This is a genomic window from Singulisphaera photorubra (assembly GCF_045290345.1).
GTDB lineage: Bacteria > Planctomycetota > Planctomycetia > Isosphaerales > Isosphaeraceae > Singulisphaera.
This window is the reverse complement of the sequence record NZ_CP155447.1, coordinates 4,855,802-4,872,941: the sequence shown is the minus strand read 5'-3', so window position 1 is coordinate 4,872,941 and position 17,140 is coordinate 4,855,802. Positions and strand designations below refer to the sequence as shown.

At 60.9% G+C, this 17,140-nt stretch carries 14 protein-coding genes; 4 read left to right on the top strand and 10 right to left on the bottom strand.

From position 1 onward, the window contains the following. Nucleotides 1–31 precede the first annotated feature (31 nt). The 3 genes from V5E97_RS18450 to V5E97_RS18440 all read right to left on the bottom strand — a co-directional run bounded on the left by V5E97_RS18450 (nt 32) and on the right by V5E97_RS18440 (nt 5,762). A complete protein-coding gene (locus V5E97_RS18450; protein WP_406700748.1) occupies nt 32–3,766 on the bottom strand; it encodes a HEAT repeat domain-containing protein in 3,735 nt (1,244 codons plus the stop codon). A gap of 210 nt (nt 3,767–3,976) precedes the next feature. Further along, a complete protein-coding gene (locus V5E97_RS18445; RefSeq protein WP_406700747.1) occupies nt 3,977–4,540 on the bottom strand; it encodes a hypothetical protein in 564 nt (187 codons plus the stop codon). A gap of 661 nt (nt 4,541–5,201) precedes the next feature. Next, nucleotides 5,202–5,762, bottom strand: coding sequence for a hypothetical protein (locus tag V5E97_RS18440; protein WP_406700746.1), 561 nt, complete (start codon nt 5,760–5,762; stop codon nt 5,202–5,204). A gap of 243 nt (nt 5,763–6,005) precedes the next feature. Between V5E97_RS18440 and V5E97_RS18435 the strand changes: the two genes are divergently transcribed. After that, nucleotides 6,006–6,674 (top strand): RNA polymerase sigma factor, encoded by a 669-nt coding sequence (locus V5E97_RS18435; protein WP_406700745.1) that lies wholly within the window; start codon nt 6,006–6,008, stop codon nt 6,672–6,674. A gap of 237 nt (nt 6,675–6,911) precedes the next feature. Continuing rightward, nucleotides 6,912–7,283, top strand: a complete 372-nt coding sequence (locus V5E97_RS18430) for a hypothetical protein (RefSeq protein ID WP_406701183.1) — start codon at nt 6,912–6,914, stop codon at nt 7,281–7,283. Nucleotides 7,284–7,377: 94 nt separating this feature from the next. On the opposite strand, the gene V5E97_RS18425 is transcribed toward V5E97_RS18430, so the two are convergent. The 7 genes from V5E97_RS18425 to V5E97_RS18395 all read right to left on the bottom strand — a co-directional run bounded on the left by V5E97_RS18425 (nt 7,378) and on the right by V5E97_RS18395 (nt 15,703). Further along, a complete protein-coding gene (locus tag V5E97_RS18425) occupies nt 7,378–9,651 on the bottom strand; it encodes an alpha/beta hydrolase family protein (RefSeq protein WP_406700744.1) in 2,274 nt (757 codons plus the stop codon). A gap of 183 nt (nt 9,652–9,834) precedes the next feature. Further along, nucleotides 9,835–11,052 carry a PDZ domain-containing protein gene (locus V5E97_RS18420; protein WP_406700743.1) on the bottom strand — a complete coding sequence of 406 codons (1,218 nt, stop codon included), beginning with the start codon at nt 11,050–11,052 and terminating at the stop codon, nt 9,835–9,837. A 50-nt stretch (nt 11,053–11,102) separates the two neighbouring features. Further along, nucleotides 11,103–11,819, bottom strand: a complete 717-nt coding sequence (locus V5E97_RS18415; protein WP_406700742.1) for a hypothetical protein — start codon at nt 11,817–11,819, stop codon at nt 11,103–11,105. Next, nucleotides 11,816–12,352, bottom strand: coding sequence for an RNA polymerase sigma factor (locus V5E97_RS18410; protein WP_406700741.1), 537 nt, complete (start codon nt 12,350–12,352; stop codon nt 11,816–11,818). Before V5E97_RS18410 ends, V5E97_RS18415 begins: the two co-directional genes overlap by 4 nt. Nucleotides 12,353–12,731: 379 nt before the next feature. Further along, nucleotides 12,732–13,649, bottom strand: a complete 918-nt coding sequence (locus V5E97_RS18405; protein WP_406700740.1) for a hypothetical protein — start codon at nt 13,647–13,649, stop codon at nt 12,732–12,734. 382 nt (nt 13,650–14,031) lie between these two features. After that, nucleotides 14,032–14,574 (bottom strand): type 1 glutamine amidotransferase domain-containing protein, encoded by a 543-nt coding sequence (locus V5E97_RS18400; RefSeq protein WP_406700739.1) that lies wholly within the window; start codon nt 14,572–14,574, stop codon nt 14,032–14,034. Between the two features lie 121 nt (nt 14,575–14,695). Beyond that, a complete protein-coding gene (locus V5E97_RS18395; protein WP_406700738.1) occupies nt 14,696–15,703 on the bottom strand; it encodes an NAD-dependent epimerase/dehydratase family protein in 1,008 nt (335 codons plus the stop codon). Between the two features lie 353 nt (nt 15,704–16,056). On the opposite strand from V5E97_RS18395, the gene V5E97_RS18390 reads away from it, so the two are divergent. Both V5E97_RS18390 and lspA read left to right on the top strand, forming a co-directional pair. Continuing rightward, on the top strand, nt 16,057–16,443 hold the full coding sequence (locus V5E97_RS18390) for a TraR/DksA family transcriptional regulator (RefSeq protein WP_406700737.1): 387 nt from the start codon (nt 16,057–16,059) through the stop codon (nt 16,441–16,443). Continuing rightward, entirely contained in the window at nt 16,440–16,985 is a 546-nt protein-coding gene (lspA, locus tag V5E97_RS18385; protein WP_406700736.1) for a signal peptidase II, read from the top strand. The genes V5E97_RS18390 and lspA overlap by 4 nt, the downstream gene beginning before the upstream one ends. The last annotated feature ends 155 nt before the right edge of the window (nt 16,986–17,140 follow it).

The following is a 17,140-nucleotide window of genomic DNA, read 5'->3' as shown; positions in this document are numbered from 1 at the left end:
TGAGGTTTGCCAAAGGACGCCGGCCTTGGGGTCAAGGTGCGGCGGGGGAGGCCGGGGCCGATTTCAGGGTTTGAAGGAAGCTGATCAGGTCGGCGAATTCTACCGGGGAGAGGGTGTCGGCCAGGCCTTTGGGCATCAGCGAAACGTCGCTGACTCGACGCTCCTCGACCTGATTCTTCGAGATGCGGGTGACTTTGGTATTGACATCGACCAGTTCGATCTCGGTCTCGGATTCTGAGCGAACGAGTCCGGTCAGGACTTTACCGTCCTGCATCGAGAGGAGAACCGGTTGATAGCCGGTGGCGAGCCGATTTGACGGCTCGAGGACCGAGCGGATGATCTCGGCTTTATCATACTTGAGCGCCAGGCCAGTCAGGTCGGGTCCCGCATTCGCCATCCCTTGACCGGCCGCGGAGTGGCACTTGACACAGCCGATGCCCTTGGGATCGAAGAAGAGCGACTCTCCCTTCCTGGAATCACCGTCATGAGAAAGTGCAAAGGCCTGCAATCGCTCGGGTGTGTTCGCTTCGGGTCGGGCGGCCAGGGAAATTGAGGACGGTTCGGAAATCCGCACGCTGAATGACCAGGCGCCGATGCCTTGACGCGAGACGACCAGGACTCGGTTCTGCCCCTTCTTGAGCTCCACTCTCACGAGGTCGGAGTCTGGCGAGTAAGGACGACCAGCCTGACTGCTCTCGCTATGGACGACGCGTTCGTTGATTGTCAGGGTAATCGGGCCGCTGGACCCGACCAGCAAGAGTGCGGTGCGATCGCGGTCGGAGGGCACTTCGGCGTAGGCGAAGGCACAGAGGTTGGGAGAGCCATTGGTATCGTAACCGAACCCACCCCGATCTCCCGCCCCCTTCTTGAAGTCGTTGAGGGGGACTCGTCCTGTCACGGGCTCGGCCTTGCGAGGGGTCCAGGCGATGGTCTGTCCCGCTGCGCCGGTGTGTGACCGAGAGAAATCGATCGCCGTCTCGGAGACGAAAACCTGAGCGGTCGTCCGGGGGAACGGGCCGATCACGCGCCAATCGGCGATCGGTTGGAAGCGAGCGAGCACACGCTCCAGCGACATGGTTGCGGGACCGTTGAGCTTGCCGGATTGCAGTGACTTGGTCAGGTCGCCAGCCACACGGTCGCGGATCGCCAGGAGAGCGGTTTCCCCTGCGCGACGAAGTTCGGGATTTCGATTCTGAATAGCGGCGAGGTAGATCGGTAGAGCTTGCGGATCGGGCATCACAGCCAGCGCCATCGTGGCCTCATCCGAAACCTGATTCTCGTTGGCCATTGCCAGGAGCCGGGGGATCGCCTCGCGGATGTTCAAGCGAGCCAGCACTTCGATGGCCGTTTTGCGGACCTCCGGTGACTTGTCGGTCAGTCGGTCGATCACCGCCTGCCTGACTTCCTCGGGGAGTTTTCGCTTGGGGTTGAATGCCAGCAATGCCGCCTGGCGAATCTCGGCCGTCGAATGCTCGAGGAACGCGGCCACGTCGTTGGCCGGGAGAACCCCTTCTCGACCGAGCTCCGGCAGGGCGCGGGCGATGAGTGAGACGGGGGCCTTCGGATCATAAACGAACGAGAGCCGGGCCCGCAGAACCTGCGCCCCCCCCAATCGGCCCAGGGCGTCGAGCGCGGACCCACGGATCGTCTCCGACCGCTTCGGATCCTGGGCGATGATTGCCAGGTTCGTTGACGCGTGCACATCACCCAGGAGCCCCAGAGCCTCGATCAGGCCCCTGAGGTTCGGCTCGTCCGTTTCCTTCATCAGGCGCGATCGAAGATAGGGGACTGTCTCGGGACCGATCGTGCGAAAAGCGATAATTGCTTGAGCGCGAACGGCCGGATCGCGGTCTTCCAAACCGAGCGCCAGGCCCCTCAAGACGTTGGCCATCGCGGTTCGGTCCCAGTCGACCGTCTTTTGAGGGAGTTGTCCTGCGAGTGGGTTGGTGCCGAACCATTGGCCCGTCCACGGGGCGTACTGGCGATAGAGGCCGCCAATCGTGGAGACGATCCGAGATCGGATCACACTCGATTCGGTCGCCGTCAACGCTTTCACGAGCGCCTGAACCACGGGCAAAGCCCACGCTTCGTCGGTCAACTTGAGCGTATCATCGCGCCTCTGGTCGTCAAGCAAGGCCTGAACGAGCGACTCCTCATCCCAGGCTTTTAACTCCCGAATCGCATGCCGGATGGCCCAGGAGGTCACGGTGTCGGGGTCTCCCAGGGCGGCCATCAGCGAAGGCACCGCACCTGGATCGCCGAGCTTCCCGAGGGCGATCGCCGCCTCGCGGCGGACGGCCGGATCGCGGTCGCGGAGCAGTGAGGTCAACCCAGTCAAGAGTTTGCGGTCGCGACGAATCCCGGCGTGCCGCGCGGCCTGGAGGCGAACCTCGACCTGATCGTCCGCGAGCACCGAGCCGATCGCCTCGCGGGCCTCGGTGGTATCGATGGCGTCGAGGGCCCAGAGCGCGTGCAGCCGCCCGAGCTCGGGTTCGCTCTTCTTGAGCCGGGCGGTCAGGGGCCCCACCTGGTTCGCGCCGAGCTGCGCCAGGCGACGCTGCGACTCGAGGCGGACCGCGAGCGCAGGATGATCGAGCGCGGCCAATTGGACCGTGGGGTCGTCGCCTTGTGGCCTTGCAACCTTCTCGGGACGGTCCGGCCCCTCGTACGTCAGGTGGTAGAGGCGACCGGTCTGCGGACCGTCGGCGAGCCAACTGTTGAACGCCCAGTCGACCAGCCAGAGGCTCTCACCGTCGGCGGAAACGGCGAGCGAGAACGGCCGGAAGTCGGCGAGGTCGCCTTTCGTGACGAACGGGGTCTTTTCTTTCAGGCGGAACGTAGCGCCGGTTCGCTCGACCTGGTATCGAAAGACGGTCGACAGTCCCCAGTCGCAGAAGAACAGGTTCCCGCGATACGAGGAGGGCAGCCCATCCTCGTTGTAGCAGAGGCCCTGGGCTCCCGAGCCTCCGATCTGCCCAGCCACGATGGGTAAGGCCCGGTTCGGAGCCAAGAGGAATTCATAAGGATAGCCGTAATGCCCGCCGACGATATGGTGAGTCAGGCTGTTGGGCCACTTCTTGCTATCATCGTCATTGCCGTAGGTGAATACGTCGTCGGTCGCGCTCAGCGCCACCGACAAGGGATTACGCTCGCCGGTTGAGACAACCTCGAGTCCTGTTCCGTCGGGTCGGATCCGGATCACGCCTCCGCCGAAGAGCTGGATCGTCGTGCCGTCTTTGCCGACCCCCTTGGGAATTCCCTTGTCGCCGATTGCAATATAAAGATATCCGTCCATTCCGAGGCGTATGCCGGAGGGGACGTGGTCGTTGATTCCGTTGAAGCCGGGGAGCTTGGGACCGAGTCCGGTCATGAGGTCGACGCGTGAGTCGGCCTTGCCGTCGCCGTCGGTGTCGCGGAACGCCGAGAGGTAAGGTGCGTGAACGACGTAGAGCGTGTTTTGGAACCACTCCAGGCCCATCACGCTCCAGAGTTTCTCGGCGAACACCTTGACCTTGCCGTCCTTGAAGGAGACAACCGAGTCGATCGGCTGGGTCGGCGGCCCCGGCATGTCCATCGGGTCTTGACCGATGTAGAGCGTCCCATCGGTCGCGGTGACGATTGCCGTCGGGAAGAGAATGTTCGGAGCTTGGGCCGTCAGTTCAATTTTCCAGCCTTCAGCCGTCTTCGGAAGCGGGACCTTCTCGGCGGCCTGGGCGGAGATCGAAACCAGGCACACCAGGAGTCCGATCGACCGGAGATGATACATTGCGGATTGAACCTCGAACGGGATGCGAACCGGGAGTGGACCGGCTCATTTCGGCGGGGCATCGTTCCCGCAGAATTGTAGCGAATCAACGACTCCTATAACACCTGGAAAAAAAGGGGGAGGCCCGGTCCCGTTGATCTCTCCCGACGAAGGATTCTGAAGGTCAAAACGAACCTCGATACCTTCAGCTTGTGGCTGAGGTTCGGAACTCTACCTCCGGGAATCGATATTCTTGCTGTCTGGTAATCGTTTGCCCTCGGGGGAAACCCTGATCTCTCCCAGAGGAAGCTGGGAGGTTGTCGAGGCCGTGACGTTGACTTTTGACTCTCCATTGCTGTGAAGCTCGACAGAGTAGAGCGATACGGGAGTTCGGATGTTTACAATTTCTCCACCCCCTGGTCTTGTTGTGTAAGACACAAGGAATTTGTCTGATACATGCGTAAATGAGTTTAGTAGTCCTTTGTTTGAATAAAGAGCATGTATTTGTTTATTGTTGAAAAAGTCCATGAGTTCAATTTCAAGTGAATCTTTGCCAGTAGGTAGTTGTGTGAAGATGTGATAGGAATTTCCGTTTTTCACGACACGAATTGGCTGAGAAGCGATCATTGGCGAACTCTCGGCAAGGTGGGCCGGCTTTGCCGACATGCCCACGATGATCGCAAGTGCAAAAGCGGCAATCAGGAGCCTCCACGCGATGATTATGCTCATGCGGGTCGCGTCGAGAAGTCGATTACGCCCCGTGTTTTCGATGATCGGTACGAATAAGCGATTCATGCAAGTGCCTCCCTTTTTTCCTGATTACAGCAGTTTACCCTCGAGTCGAGCCCGCCGTCGTCGTTGTCGCCGGGGTCTGTGATCCAGGCGTGGTCACAGGCCCTAGCCATAACGAGCGCTTCGTACAGGTGATTCGGTCGCCACGATCCGAGCGCCAGCCGACTGTAAATCGCTGTAAGGATCGCCGGCGCCTGGGTAATTCGATTTGATTTCGATGTCGAGCATGGGCCCGCAGCGATGGTTCTTCTCCAGACGTTGATACGCCGGTGTCGGCGGACCTTCTCCGAAGGTTGGGCATAAGCAAGGGGCACGGCCTCAGTGATCCAGATCTGGATCATTCTTGTCATTCCCTGCTTCGACCAATTTGTGTTGCGGGCTCACAAAAGGGTCGATGGAATCGGGGAAAATCTAACGCAAGTGATTGAAAATTTTCAGGTTTTCTTGGTTGCGGTGTAATTTAAATGCAAGAACGACTTTGAGTGAGTTAAGTTGATTTCAATCGGAGGCGGCCGTCGTTCGTTTTCGGGCGGTTTCGGAATGGTCGAAGTGTGAAGGGGAGGGTGGCCATGAGGGTTACGTGGGAGTCGGCTTTGCCAGCGGATGGGGGCAGTTCGAATCGATCGCCGATCCGTTTGAGGCCTTGTGAGAACCTCAACGCCTATCAGTGGTGATTTGGGTTCTCGCTGGTTGGCACTCGTTTACCTTCAGGGGAGACATGGAGGTGGCCAAGTGGGGTCCTGTTTTTGGTGGAGTCTTCAACAAGGACGTAGGAATCTCCGGTCGCGTGCACGCCGACACGGTAGTCGGCGCCCGGAGTTCGGATATTCAAGACCTCGCCCCCGTCGTGTGTTACGGTGTACCCGATACGCATTAAATGGTTATTGTTGGTGAATGAGCTGATGAGTCTCTCTTTTCCGTAAGTTAAAGTGAGGTGCTTTGTTCCATGAGGGTCGACCAGTTCGACTCGGAGGGTGTTATGCCCTGCCGGTAGCTGAGTGGCGACTCGGACGTGGTTCTCATATTCCTTAACCCTGAGGCGCTGAGTAGCGTCCGCGGCTAGTCGGTCGGACGGGGCGGCCGGCCCCGCCACGATGCTGGTCATGATGGCCAGAGCGAGCACCGAGACCGCAAGTTTCCACGCGATGCCCAAGCTCAGACAGGTCGCGTGGAAAAGTCGATGGAGTCTTGCGTCTTCGATCTCGGATGAGTAAGATGCAAGCATTACATTAATTCCAGTGTGTATTAAAAGAAAAGATGAGATGGTGGCTAAGTCGCCACGAATATTCCACCCGCGTCCCGGCGACTCCGAATTGTGGTTAACCTTCTTAAGCCTGAGTCAGGCCGACCTGATGCGTGCGTTTGCAAGTGAGTCCGTCGATTTTGCGGAGACCTAACGCGGAAAATGGAAAATTTCCCCGAAGTTTTTCGCGTTAGTCTCGAAATACTTGGGAAGTGAGGGGATCGGATGGTGGACGACGCTCAGTTCAAATCAACCAATCTGTTGCTTCTCGAGCGGTTGCGAAACAGTCCGCGCGACGAGGCGGCTTGGAATGAACTCGTCCGGGGTTACGCCCCCGCCATTCGTCGCTGGTGCCGTGCCTGGCGGTTGCAGGACGCCGACGTCGACGACGTCACTCAAACCGTCCTCCTCAAGCTCTCGCGTCTGATGGCGACGTTTCGCTACGACCCGGCACGCAGTTTTCGGGGCTATCTCAAGACGCTGACGAACTATGCGGTGCGCGACGCGTTGAAGGTGCTCAGTCAGCGCGGGCGCGATGCGGGGGATCCCGCCTTGCTTGATTGGTTGGCCGTGGTCGATACCCGCACCGACCTGGCTCGTTGTCTCGAGCACGAACTCCGGCGCGACCTGTTCCGGGAAGCGGCCGCCCGCGTCTCGCAACGTGTCGACCTCAAGACCTGGAATGTCTTCCACCTGCTCGTTCACGAACGATTGGCCGGGCAGGACGTTGCGGACCGGACCGGGATGAGCCTCGCCGCGGTCTACATGGCCAAGAGCCGTGTCCTCAAAATGATGCGCGAAGAGGTCCGGAACCTGAGCCACCTCTTGGCCGAGCCCGATCCCTCGAATGCCGACCGCGGACTCCTCTCCAACTTGGACCAACCCCCGGTATGAGGCTCGATCTGGCCTCATTTCCCCCGACAAGGGACGAGGTCCAGAGGATTCGCCTCGGGTGGGGACTCGGCGACTTTCCGCGGCGCGCCGACCGGAGCGATTGACCAGTCACCCCGCCGCTCCGTACCATGGCCAGATCCGTAACGCCTACGATCCCTGCTCATGGAGCTGGTTTGGGTGTTCTGGCGAAGTTGCGATGAGTTTTCGAGTTTGATGTTGGGAGCTGACGCCGTGACCATGTCGCAGCCCGTGTCCGAGGGCGAATCCAATCCGCTCGTCAAGGCGGAACAACCCCGTAGCCCCCTCAAGAACCCGTCTTATCCCCAGCGGGTCCATGTGCACGAGCGGGCACATTGGCAGGGCGTGCTCGAGTCGTGTGAAGCTCGGATCAGTCAGGCCGGGCAGAAGCTGGCCGTCATCGGGGCCGGACCCAATCGCGCGCCGCTCGAACGGCTCTATGCCCAGATGCTGGGGGCCCGCGATCAGGTCGCCGACTCCGCGCGACGATTGCCGACCGAGACGGGAGGTCTTTACGAGGAAGACCGACATCGCCTCGAGGAAGGGGTCGCCGCACTCGATCGCCTGTTCAAACTTTGGGAATCCCTCTAACTCGCATTGGCGAGGGATCCCTCCCCGCCATGGGATCAAACGGGTTCGCTGTTTGACTCGTGAGCCAATCCAGGCCGAAGTCCTGGCCCGACGGTTACCGACCGTCGGGCCAGTTCAGGTGCTTGGCCAGGAATGCAAACGTCCCCTTGCCGTCGATCTGGTGGCCGGCATTGAAGTAGGTGATGTCCACGAGATCGGCCAGGCCGAGGGTATCGTACAGCCGTTTGACCTTGGCGAACTCGTAGCCGATCCACTCGTCAGGCGCCACTCCGTCCTTGTGACCACGCTCCACCTGAAACGGGCGCGGGGCAATCAGGGCCGCCATCTCGGCATAATTGAAACGTTCGGCCAGGCCGAACTCGTACATGTCGTACTCGATTGTGAACATGTAGCTGTAGGATCTGTCAAGGTTGGTGTTCTTGACCACCCACTCGTTGAAGTCGCCCGAGCAAATTGAGAGACAATACTGCGTGAGGATCGACGGTACGCGCATGGCGGTTTTGCCGCCGTAAGAGAGGCCGTAGAAGGCGATGCGCTGGGGATCGACCTGGGGCAAGCTGGACAGCCACTCGAGCGTCCGCTCGTGCTGCCCCACGATCACCGAGAAGAGTGCCCGCTTCAGGGGATTGAGCTTGCGCTGAAGGAGTCGGAACCCATCGTTGCCGATATACGGGTTTTGAGGCGCATACACGATATAGCCGCGGTCAGCAAGTTGGGCCCCGAACGCGTTGTAGACGTTCTTGAGCTTGGGGTTGACCAGATCCTCGGGTCGCCCTTCAAGACCGTGCTGGCAGACAACCACCGGCCGTCGCTCACCTGGCTTGAGATCCTTGGGAAGTAGGAGAATGCCCGAGGCGACCACGTCGGGCCAAACGGGTAGCTCGACGGCGTACCCGGTCCACTTGGGCTCGTCGAAGAGTTGGATGGTTCGGGCCTTGAGCGGCTCGCTGGCCTTGGGGAACGCGCCGATCAACTCTTCGTGGAATGCCCTGCGATAGGGCTCGATTGCCTTACTATAACGCTCGGGAGTCGAGGTGTCGGCCTTCTCCCAATAGGCATACCGGCGCAGCTCCGAGGTCCTGATCAACGCTTGCGTGTATTCGGAGAGTTGATTCACGAGTCGCTTCATTCGGGCCCGTGAGTCGAATTGGGGCCGAGCGTCAGTGATCGACTCCGAGCGATCGTCCTTCAAGTCGTCGTGAGACCTGGCAAAGATCGAGCCTGGCTGATTCGTCGCGAGGTCTTCGATCAATTCCTTCCATCGCTTTGTTTCCGACTCGACGGCCTCGCGTTTCGGCGCTCGGATCCGGCCACTCGCCGCGTCGGCCCGGCCGTTGCGAGCCGGGGGTGGGCCGGCGACGGCAGGGGCCAACGGGTTCTCTTGCGAATCCGCCGGGGAGTCCTCGATGATTAGTGCGCGAGGTGCGATCAGGCTGGCGATTTCGGCGTCGCCGAACTCTTCGAGCAAGCCCCAGACGTTGCGATAGATCGGTTCGGCCCAGACCGACTCGCGAGGCTCGAAATAGCTCTCGACCAGCGCCTCATCGATTCTGGGATCGGCAGCCGCGGCATAGAAGGCGATGAGACCTCCTTCGCCCGCTCCGGCCACTCCCACGGGCAGTTTGGGCTGCCCTGGCCTCGTGAACCAATCCACCGCGGCGCGGACTTCGTCGACCTCGTAACCAATGATGTGACGCCCCGTCTCGTACGCCTGGCGGTAGATCCATTCCCGGTGGGTAAGGTTGGTCATTCGGACCTTGAGATTGCCCGAGAACTCGTCCGAGCGATCGATCAGGGTCGGGACGAGGACCCGGCAACCCTCCCGTGCGAAGCGCCTTGCTTTTTGAGCCGACTGGGGCAGACCGGGGGCGATCCCCACGAATTGCTCGGGTGTGATCGCGCAATCAGGCATCGCGATCACGTTGGCCTTGATCGCACCTTTGGGTTCGAGCAGTAAACCTTCGGCGTCGACCCCTGGGTAAACCGACCAGCGCACCGCGTAGATCGAGACCTTCGCATCCTCTGCGACCTTGGCCGGCGAATCGGGTGTCGAGACGTACGAGAGCTCGACGGGCGAGACCCGAGTTCCCACTGCGCCGATGCGCTGGAGGAACCGCTCTCGATTGGGGGCGACCGACAGGGAATACGCTTCGGGTGAGCGGAAATCTCGCTTCCAGTGCGCTTGTCGACGCGTCACACTGGCCGCGAGTTCACGGTCGGCGAAGCGGTGGATCCCCGCGACCATGGCCGAAGCGGCGTCGCCCCGGTTGTCCCAGAGACTGGTTCCCGGCAGCGACTGAGCCCGGGACTCGGAGGCGACCAGGCCGCTCATCGCTACGAGTAAGACGGTGAAGGCGCGTCGGGACATCGGGGAAGTCCTCGGGAAGTCGGTCGGGCAGGGGGATCGGTCTTACGGCTGCTATCGACTTGGCCCTCAAGATGGCCGAACCGATCGAGGACCGCAAGGGCCGACTCTCCCCTTTCGCCTGAGCGACTTCCCTGGGATTACGGGTGTCCTTCGCTTGCCAAGGGGCGAGGACCGGCGTTGGAACTATTGTCCTGAGCGATCCGAAGCGGGTTTCGTCTGCAACGAATTCTGAAGTTGCTCGATCAACCGCCGTAGTTCCATGACCTCACCCTGGAGATCGCCGTGTTGCGATCCCGAAGTGTGAGGCAGGGTGAATGTCTGCCTGACTGGGAAGTTTCCCGTCCGCTGACGCCAGAGCGGATCGTAGGCCCTCGGGAAGGGAAAGGACGGATCAAACCGTTGAGGCAGCACCAGGCCGGAAGGACGTACGCCCCGAACACTGGGCGCATTGTCGAGGTCGGGGGAGTCCGTTTCGGTGTCGGGCTTGAGGGCCGGTGCCACCTCAAGGGTGATGATCTTACCGGCTCGGAGCAACTTGAAGTTCAGGGCCTTTCCATCGGAATTCTGAATCTGATTGACGAGATCTTCCGGACTCCTGAGCGGTTGTTCGCCCACGGCCAGCAGGATGTCGTGCTTTTTGAGCCCCGCCTTTTCGGCCGCGCTGCCCGTTTCGACGACACTGACGAGAAGTCCTTCCCGATCGGGAACCTTGAGCTGGGAACGGAGTGTCTCATCGAGCGTTGCGACTTGAACGCCGAGCTGATACTGGGGACGAGTGGCCGCCACCGGGCCGAATGTCACGTGAGATTCGGGTTTGACCTGGATCGTCATCGACTTGCCCGACCGTAGGATTTGGAGGGGCACTGGCTTCTCGCCCGCTTCCTTGAGCTGTTTGATCAGATCGGCGGGTGTTGCCAGCGGCTTCCCGGCCAATGTTGTGAGGATGTCATTGACCTGGAGTCCGACTCGGGCGGCGGGACCATCAGGTTCAACGGATTTCACACTGAGTCCCTGGCCGTCGGGGAGCCCCAGTTGGGTGCGCAGCGCCTCTTCCGCCGACACGATGCCCGCCCCCAGCTCATTGGAGCGAGGTTCGGAGAGGTACCAATCGTACCCATCTCCTCGCACGTTGAGGTGGAAGGGGGGAATCGAAAATTCGAAACCTCTCCTGAGATGCTCCCGTTTCAAGCGGCGCATCCGATCGGTGAGTTCCTCGGTCTGCTTTTTGAGTGCCTCGCGGCGCTCACGAGTCGATTTCTCGGTGTGAATCTCCTTCGTCTCGGCTCGCCCTGCTTCTTTCTGAGGCGGCTTGTCGCTCTCCTGCCGGGCCCAGCCTGCGCTGCTCCAGACCAAGGTCGAGCCAAGCGCCGCCAGACCGAAGACATTCCTTAAACCGGTCATTACAGCCTCCTGGTTTGATCAAAAAAGAATCGTGTGTGATTCGATAAAACTCAGTAAATGCGATTGCCGACGTAGCGAAGCTCAACCTCATCCACGGGCACCTCCAGACTCTGGCCGTTTTCCAGTTCCAGGGAAACCAGGCCGCTGCGCTGCTGCACATGATAACCTTGCCGTTCCAGCTCCCTGCGGACGGACTCGGTGAGGACGGGCGGGGCCTCGGCCTGCCTGGTGAGTTCTTCGAGTTGCGGAGCGAACGAGGGCTCACTCTGTTCGAGTTCCGGCGGATCGGGCGACTCCTGACCTGGATCGAAGGCCATTTTCAGCCCGCTCGATGGTGCGAGGACCTCGGCGACTCCGCCGGTCGGAAACGGGACCGTCGCGGGACCGATCGGACGTCTGGCTCCACTCGCGATCCAGCCGGCCGCGAAGGCGAGCAGGATCCCGGCCGCGAGAATCCCTGCGTTGGAAAGCCGCCGCCCCACTGGCGTGCGTCGTTGTCGGAGGAGGTTCTCCGGCCGCCCGGAATTCATCAAAGCATGCGTTTGCAATTCGTTGCAGCCGAAGTCGATGGATCCGTTCTTGGAGGCCGTGCTCAACGTGCGAGTCCAGGCTTGAGCCTCGAGGAAGGCGAGGGCACATCGCCGCCAACCCCCCGGCTCGGTCTCGAGAAGCGCGAGCAGCCGTTGTCGCTCCATCTCCTCAAGCTCACCATCGACCAGGCGGTCAATCAAGCAGTCGTCGACCGGATTCTCCTTGGCGAAACTCATTCCGATACCTCGCTCTGATGCCATCTTGCGAGCGACTCACGAAGACGCCGACGCGCTCGATGAAGTCGACTTTCCAGGGCACTCTCCGCAATGCCCAGATGTTCGGCAAGCTGGCGGTAGCTCCAATCCTCGGTGTATTTGAGCAGCAAGATTTCTACGTCGCGGCTCGGGAGCCCCAAGAGGGCGTTCCGGACCTTCTGGTCCCGCTCGATGTCGATCAGCCAGTCGAGCGGATTGGGCGACGCTCCCTCCTCGGTGGCTCCTTCCCCGCGCCTGACGAATCGGTCCAGGAGCTTGAATTGCCGACCGCGGCGGCGGCGGTAGAGGAGACACTGTCGGATGGCAATCTGACGCAGCCAAGGCCCCACCTTACCGGACTCTGCGAGGGGGGCCCGCTGCGCGACCGCGGCCAGCGCAACCTCCTGCATCACATCCTCGACCGCCTGCCGCTCTCCAAGTCGCGAACTGACTGCGATACGCAGCCGGCGATCATGCTCGGCCAGGGTCGCCCCCCAATCGATCGGGATCGGCATTGGCGGTTCAGAATTGGGTGAAGGCTCCGTCTCCGTCATTTAAGAGAATTGTTGCCGCAGACGGAGAAATCTTGCAGGATTTTTTTCGCCACTGACTCGCGCCGACGCCGATGGGATTACGGCCGGGCCGGCCGTCCTACTGCACATCAACCGGTTGCGGAAACCGCAAGAATCCTCGTTTATTTGGCTCGGTCACGGATCGTTGAAAGAAAAAAAGAAAGGGCGCACTTTCGGGGGGGATCCCGGCGGAAGGGAAGGACTGTCCTCAGTGAAAGGCAGGATCGGTCCCTGCCCATCGAGGCTCAGGAACCGATCCCAATCACAAGCGAATGAAGTGAGTCAGAAGGTGGGCCATCGTTGGAGATGCGGCCCGTCTGGCTCAGTGGGTCTGCCGGGGTCGCGTCCGGGAGCTGATCCGCTTGGGCATCTTTCGGTGCGTGACGGCGGGGTAACCGGGAGGCGCATCGGCCTTGAGGGTCAAACTGAACCCGAAGTCGTCGTGCGCATCCCCCTTGAACGGGTCGTGCTCGCGCTCCCAGGCGTCGAGATCTTCACTTTCTGCCATGAAGATCGCCGTGGAATGTGCATCGAGCAGGCCTGATGCGGAGGCGGAAACGACAAAAGTCGCGTGGAGGACGTAACGGCCCAACGGCATTGGCGGTGACTTGATCGGTTCGAGAGGAGTCTCGTACTTGAAGCCCTTGGGGCCGCCGTTGCAACCATTCGGCCCGGCGACGCCGACGGTCTGGTAGTTGACCGCCAAAGGAGTCGTCGCCCAACCGACAGGCGCAATCGTCGCGCTGGCGAGTCGGACCCCGGCCGAGGCCTTGTGCTTGCTCCGAAGGAATCCAAGCAGATTGCTCTCCAGGGTGAGATAGACCTGGCTGATCGACGAGTCGGAGCAGGTGATCTCAAACTCTTGAACCAGGTGGACTGACTCGGTCGCCGTCGACTCAAAGCCAACGAACACATTCGCCCCGGCCGCGGCCCCGAGAACCGCCTTCACCTGATTATCGCCCGCCTCAACCTCAACCTTACCATCCCCTTTGGCATCCCCATGGGTCAATGGCGTGATGTTTTCACATTTGCCGCCCAACGTAAACGTAAAAGTCGGCGCAGGGGCTTCCGCCTCAGGTTTGGCCGAACCGACGGGAGGAGGCGAAGGAACCGAGTCGTGCACGCTTGTCGGCGTGGGGACTGCGACGGCGGAAGCCGGAGCAGGGGGGGGCGGAGCGAGTTCTGGTGGGGCGGGAGCCAAGCCGAGCCATCCTAGCGCGAGCAAAGCGCTGAAGGTCATCGCGATCTCTCCTCGAATTGTAGAAAACGTCCAGCGGCTCTCACGCCAAGGACATCCTTTGCCCTGGCTACCGAGACGCCGCCTGGAGACTCTTTTGATCAATTTGGGAGAACACCCTTCGCTCGGCTCCACCGCAGTGGATCAGTGAATGATGTTGGAGAGCATTCGATCTATCGACCAGAAAAGGGCCTAGACCCCAGAAAATCACGAGAACCCCCAGGTTGCCCTTTTTTCGGGCAGCCCTTTCGTTCGTTATTCTTCGCAAAGTCAACCATATCGAAGGGGGATGTGGGAAGAGAGGGGGTATGGGGAAAAGAAAACGCTGGGGCGGGGCCCCAGCGCTTGTGATCAGTAGGATTGGTGAACAGGCGGATCGAGCGCATCAGGCGTTCGTGGCTTTGGACTCGCTGAGGGCGGCGAGGATCCCTTGCATGAAGGCCGGGAGGTCATCGGGAGTTCGGCTGGTGACGAGATTGCCGTCTCGGACGACGGGGGCATCTTCCCAGACTCCGCCCGCGTTCTCGACGTCGTCTCGGATGGCAAAGAAACCGGTCACCTTGCGGCCCTTCAGGCATTTCGCCGAGCAGAGCATCCAGGGGCCGTGGCAGATCGCCGCGAGGACCTTGCCTTGCTGAGCCGCCTGGGTCACCAGGTCGATCATGGATTTATGACGCCTCATGTGATCCGGCGAATAACCTCCGGGGATGACGATGGCGTCGAAGTCGCTGGCCTTGACGTCGCTGGCGGCGACGTCGGACTTGGCGGGGTAGCCGTGCTTCGATGCATAGGTTTCGCCAGCCTTGGGGCCGACGATCTTGACGTTACAGCCTGCCTCACGGAGCCGATAAACCGGATACCAGAGCTCCAGGTCCTCGTAAAACTTCTCGACGAGGACGGCGACTCGCTTGCCTTGGATGGAGTCCATGGGATGCCTTTTCCTTTGTTTCCTTTCGGGTGGGGCGGGAACGGGGTGATTGCGGACACATCAAGTTCAGCTCACTCAAGAGATTCCGAGTGAAGCCGTGAGCTGGGTCGGTCGTGTCCGTCTAGGCCGGAGTGGGGATCAGGTCCGCGATCGCCTCGACGAGTCCCTGCTCGGTGGTGAAGGCGGGCTGATAGCCGAGAATGCGCTCGGCCTTGGCGGTCGAGTAGTCGAGGTTGAGTCCGAGGAATTTGTAACGGGCTTTGTTGACAAGGGGAGGTTCCGTCGACTTGAGTCGCTTCGCCCTCCGCTCCATGAGGACGGCCAAGGTCCAGGCGAGCCAGAGTGGAATCTTCTTCCGAGGGGCTCTCAAGTGGGCCAACTCAGCCACTTTGCCCACGAACTGGCGTTTGCTGACGCGTGCGCCATCCGTCAGGTTGAAGATTTCCCCGATTGCCTGGGGAACTTCGGCGGCGAGGAAGATGCCCTGGACGAGGTTCTTGACGTAGATGCAATTGAGGGCTTGATTTCCTGAGCCGAAGTAAGCGAACCGTCCCCCTTGCAGGGCCTTGATCAACTTGGGGAGGACCGTGCGATCGCGCGGGCCGTAGATAAAGCCAGGACGAACGACGCTTAGCGGCAGACCGTGCTTCTGAACATAGCTGATTGCGAGTTCCTCGGCCTCCACCTTGGATCGTGTGTAGGCGTCGAGTGACTCGGCGGCGGGGGGGACCGTTTCGTCGGTCCCGAAGTGATCGCGTGCTTCGTAGACTCCGAGCGAACTCACGTGGACGAAGCGTTCAACCTTCGAGGCCACGGCCGCATCGAGCAAGTGCCGGAAGGCGTCGACGTTCAGGCTCCGGAATTCCTCGAGGGTACCCCAATCGCCCACTTTCGCAGCACAGTTGAAGATCCAGTCCGCGCCCTCGGCCCCGCGCCGGAGGGCGTCCGGGTCGGCAAGATCGCCGAGGACCTTTTCGACTCCCCACTGATCGAGCCAGCGCGTATCGCTCGACGCGCGGACGAGCGCGCGGACCTTGTGGCCCCTGCGGATCGCTTCTTCCACCACATGGCTGCCGACGAGGCCGGTGGCCCCCGTGATGAAGATCGTTTTCGGACGGATCGTGGACATCGCGTACGTCTCTCGCATCGAGGTCTCGTGACCCTCGTCAAAGGCGTGACGAAGGCCGCCGAGACGTAACACTACCCTGCTCGCCGCGATGGTGGCTAGATCGATCCCGGATCTGGCCTGAGACGCTCGGTAGGCGTGCCCCTTTAGGCGGTCGACAAGGCAAGTTCAGGTTTTTCGGGGTGGATTTCCCGGGCTTGGGCGGTGTACGCTGGAAGTATTCATCCAATAAAGGATGAATCAGGTTAGCACGCGGGGGTTCCGCCCCGAGATGCGTTCGGATTGACAGGAAGGGGCGAGGGGCCTAGCATGCCCGTCCTTCCGCGCCACCAGTCGCTGCTTAAGGTGGGGGATTCATGGCCAGCGTTCTAAAGAGCGATGAAGTCGAGTCGTTCCGGCAGGTCCTGGTCGCCCTGCGGACCAGGCTGCGCGGCGATCTGGACCAGATGACCGACGAAGCCTTGAGACGCGATCAGCCCGACTCGTCGGGCAATCTCTCCAACGTCCCCCTCCACATGGCGGATGTTGGCACCGAGAACTACGACCAGGAATTCACCCTCGGCTTGATCGAGAACGAGCAGGGGACCTTGGAGCAGGTTTACGAAGCTCTTGACCGGATCAACGCAGGGACGTTTGGCCGCTGCCAGGAGTGCGAAGCACCCATCGCTAAGCCTCGGCTGCAAGCCCTACCTTACACGCGGCACTGTATTCAGTGCGCTCGCCAGTTGGAGAGTCGCGGATGAATGAGTCGGTCGGATGGACTCGCTGGGCCCTGTTCTGGACGATTGCCCTCGGGGGTGCCGGGTTCGACCTGGTAACCAAGGCGATCGTCTTCGATCGCGTTGGTCCCCCCGGGTCTCGGCCCATCTCACTGATCCCGAATATCCTGGAATTGCACACGAGCTTCAATCGCGGTGCACTCTGGGGATTTGGCCGAAGCATTCCGAACAGCAGTCTCGTCTTCGCGGGGCTCTCGGTGATCGCCGCCCTAGCGATTCTCTACTATCTCTTCGTCTATGGTGGTGCGTCCGACGCTTGGCTCACGGCTGCGCTCGGCTTGATCATGGCGGGAGCGCTGGGCAATTGCTACGACCGCGTCATGCTGGGGCATGTTCGCGACTTCGTTCATTTCCACGTCGATGCGATCGGCTTTGATTGCGCGATCTTCAACTTCGCCGACAACATGCTCGTCGCCGGGGCGATCGTGATCATGCTGCTCGCGGTTCGCACCGAACAGCCCGAGCCCCCCAAGGCTACCCTCGAGCCCTCTGTCCCTTCTTCATAAAAGCACGGAGTGTTCTTCCGAGCTGGCGAGCGAGCCCCAAGGCCTGACTCCATCCGCTTCGAGCCGTTGACCAACGGGTGGCTCTGGGCGTCGGGAGCGGGCCTTCGTTCGTTCGCCCCCTTGGGATCAGGTCGAAACGAAAAACGGCCCACCTG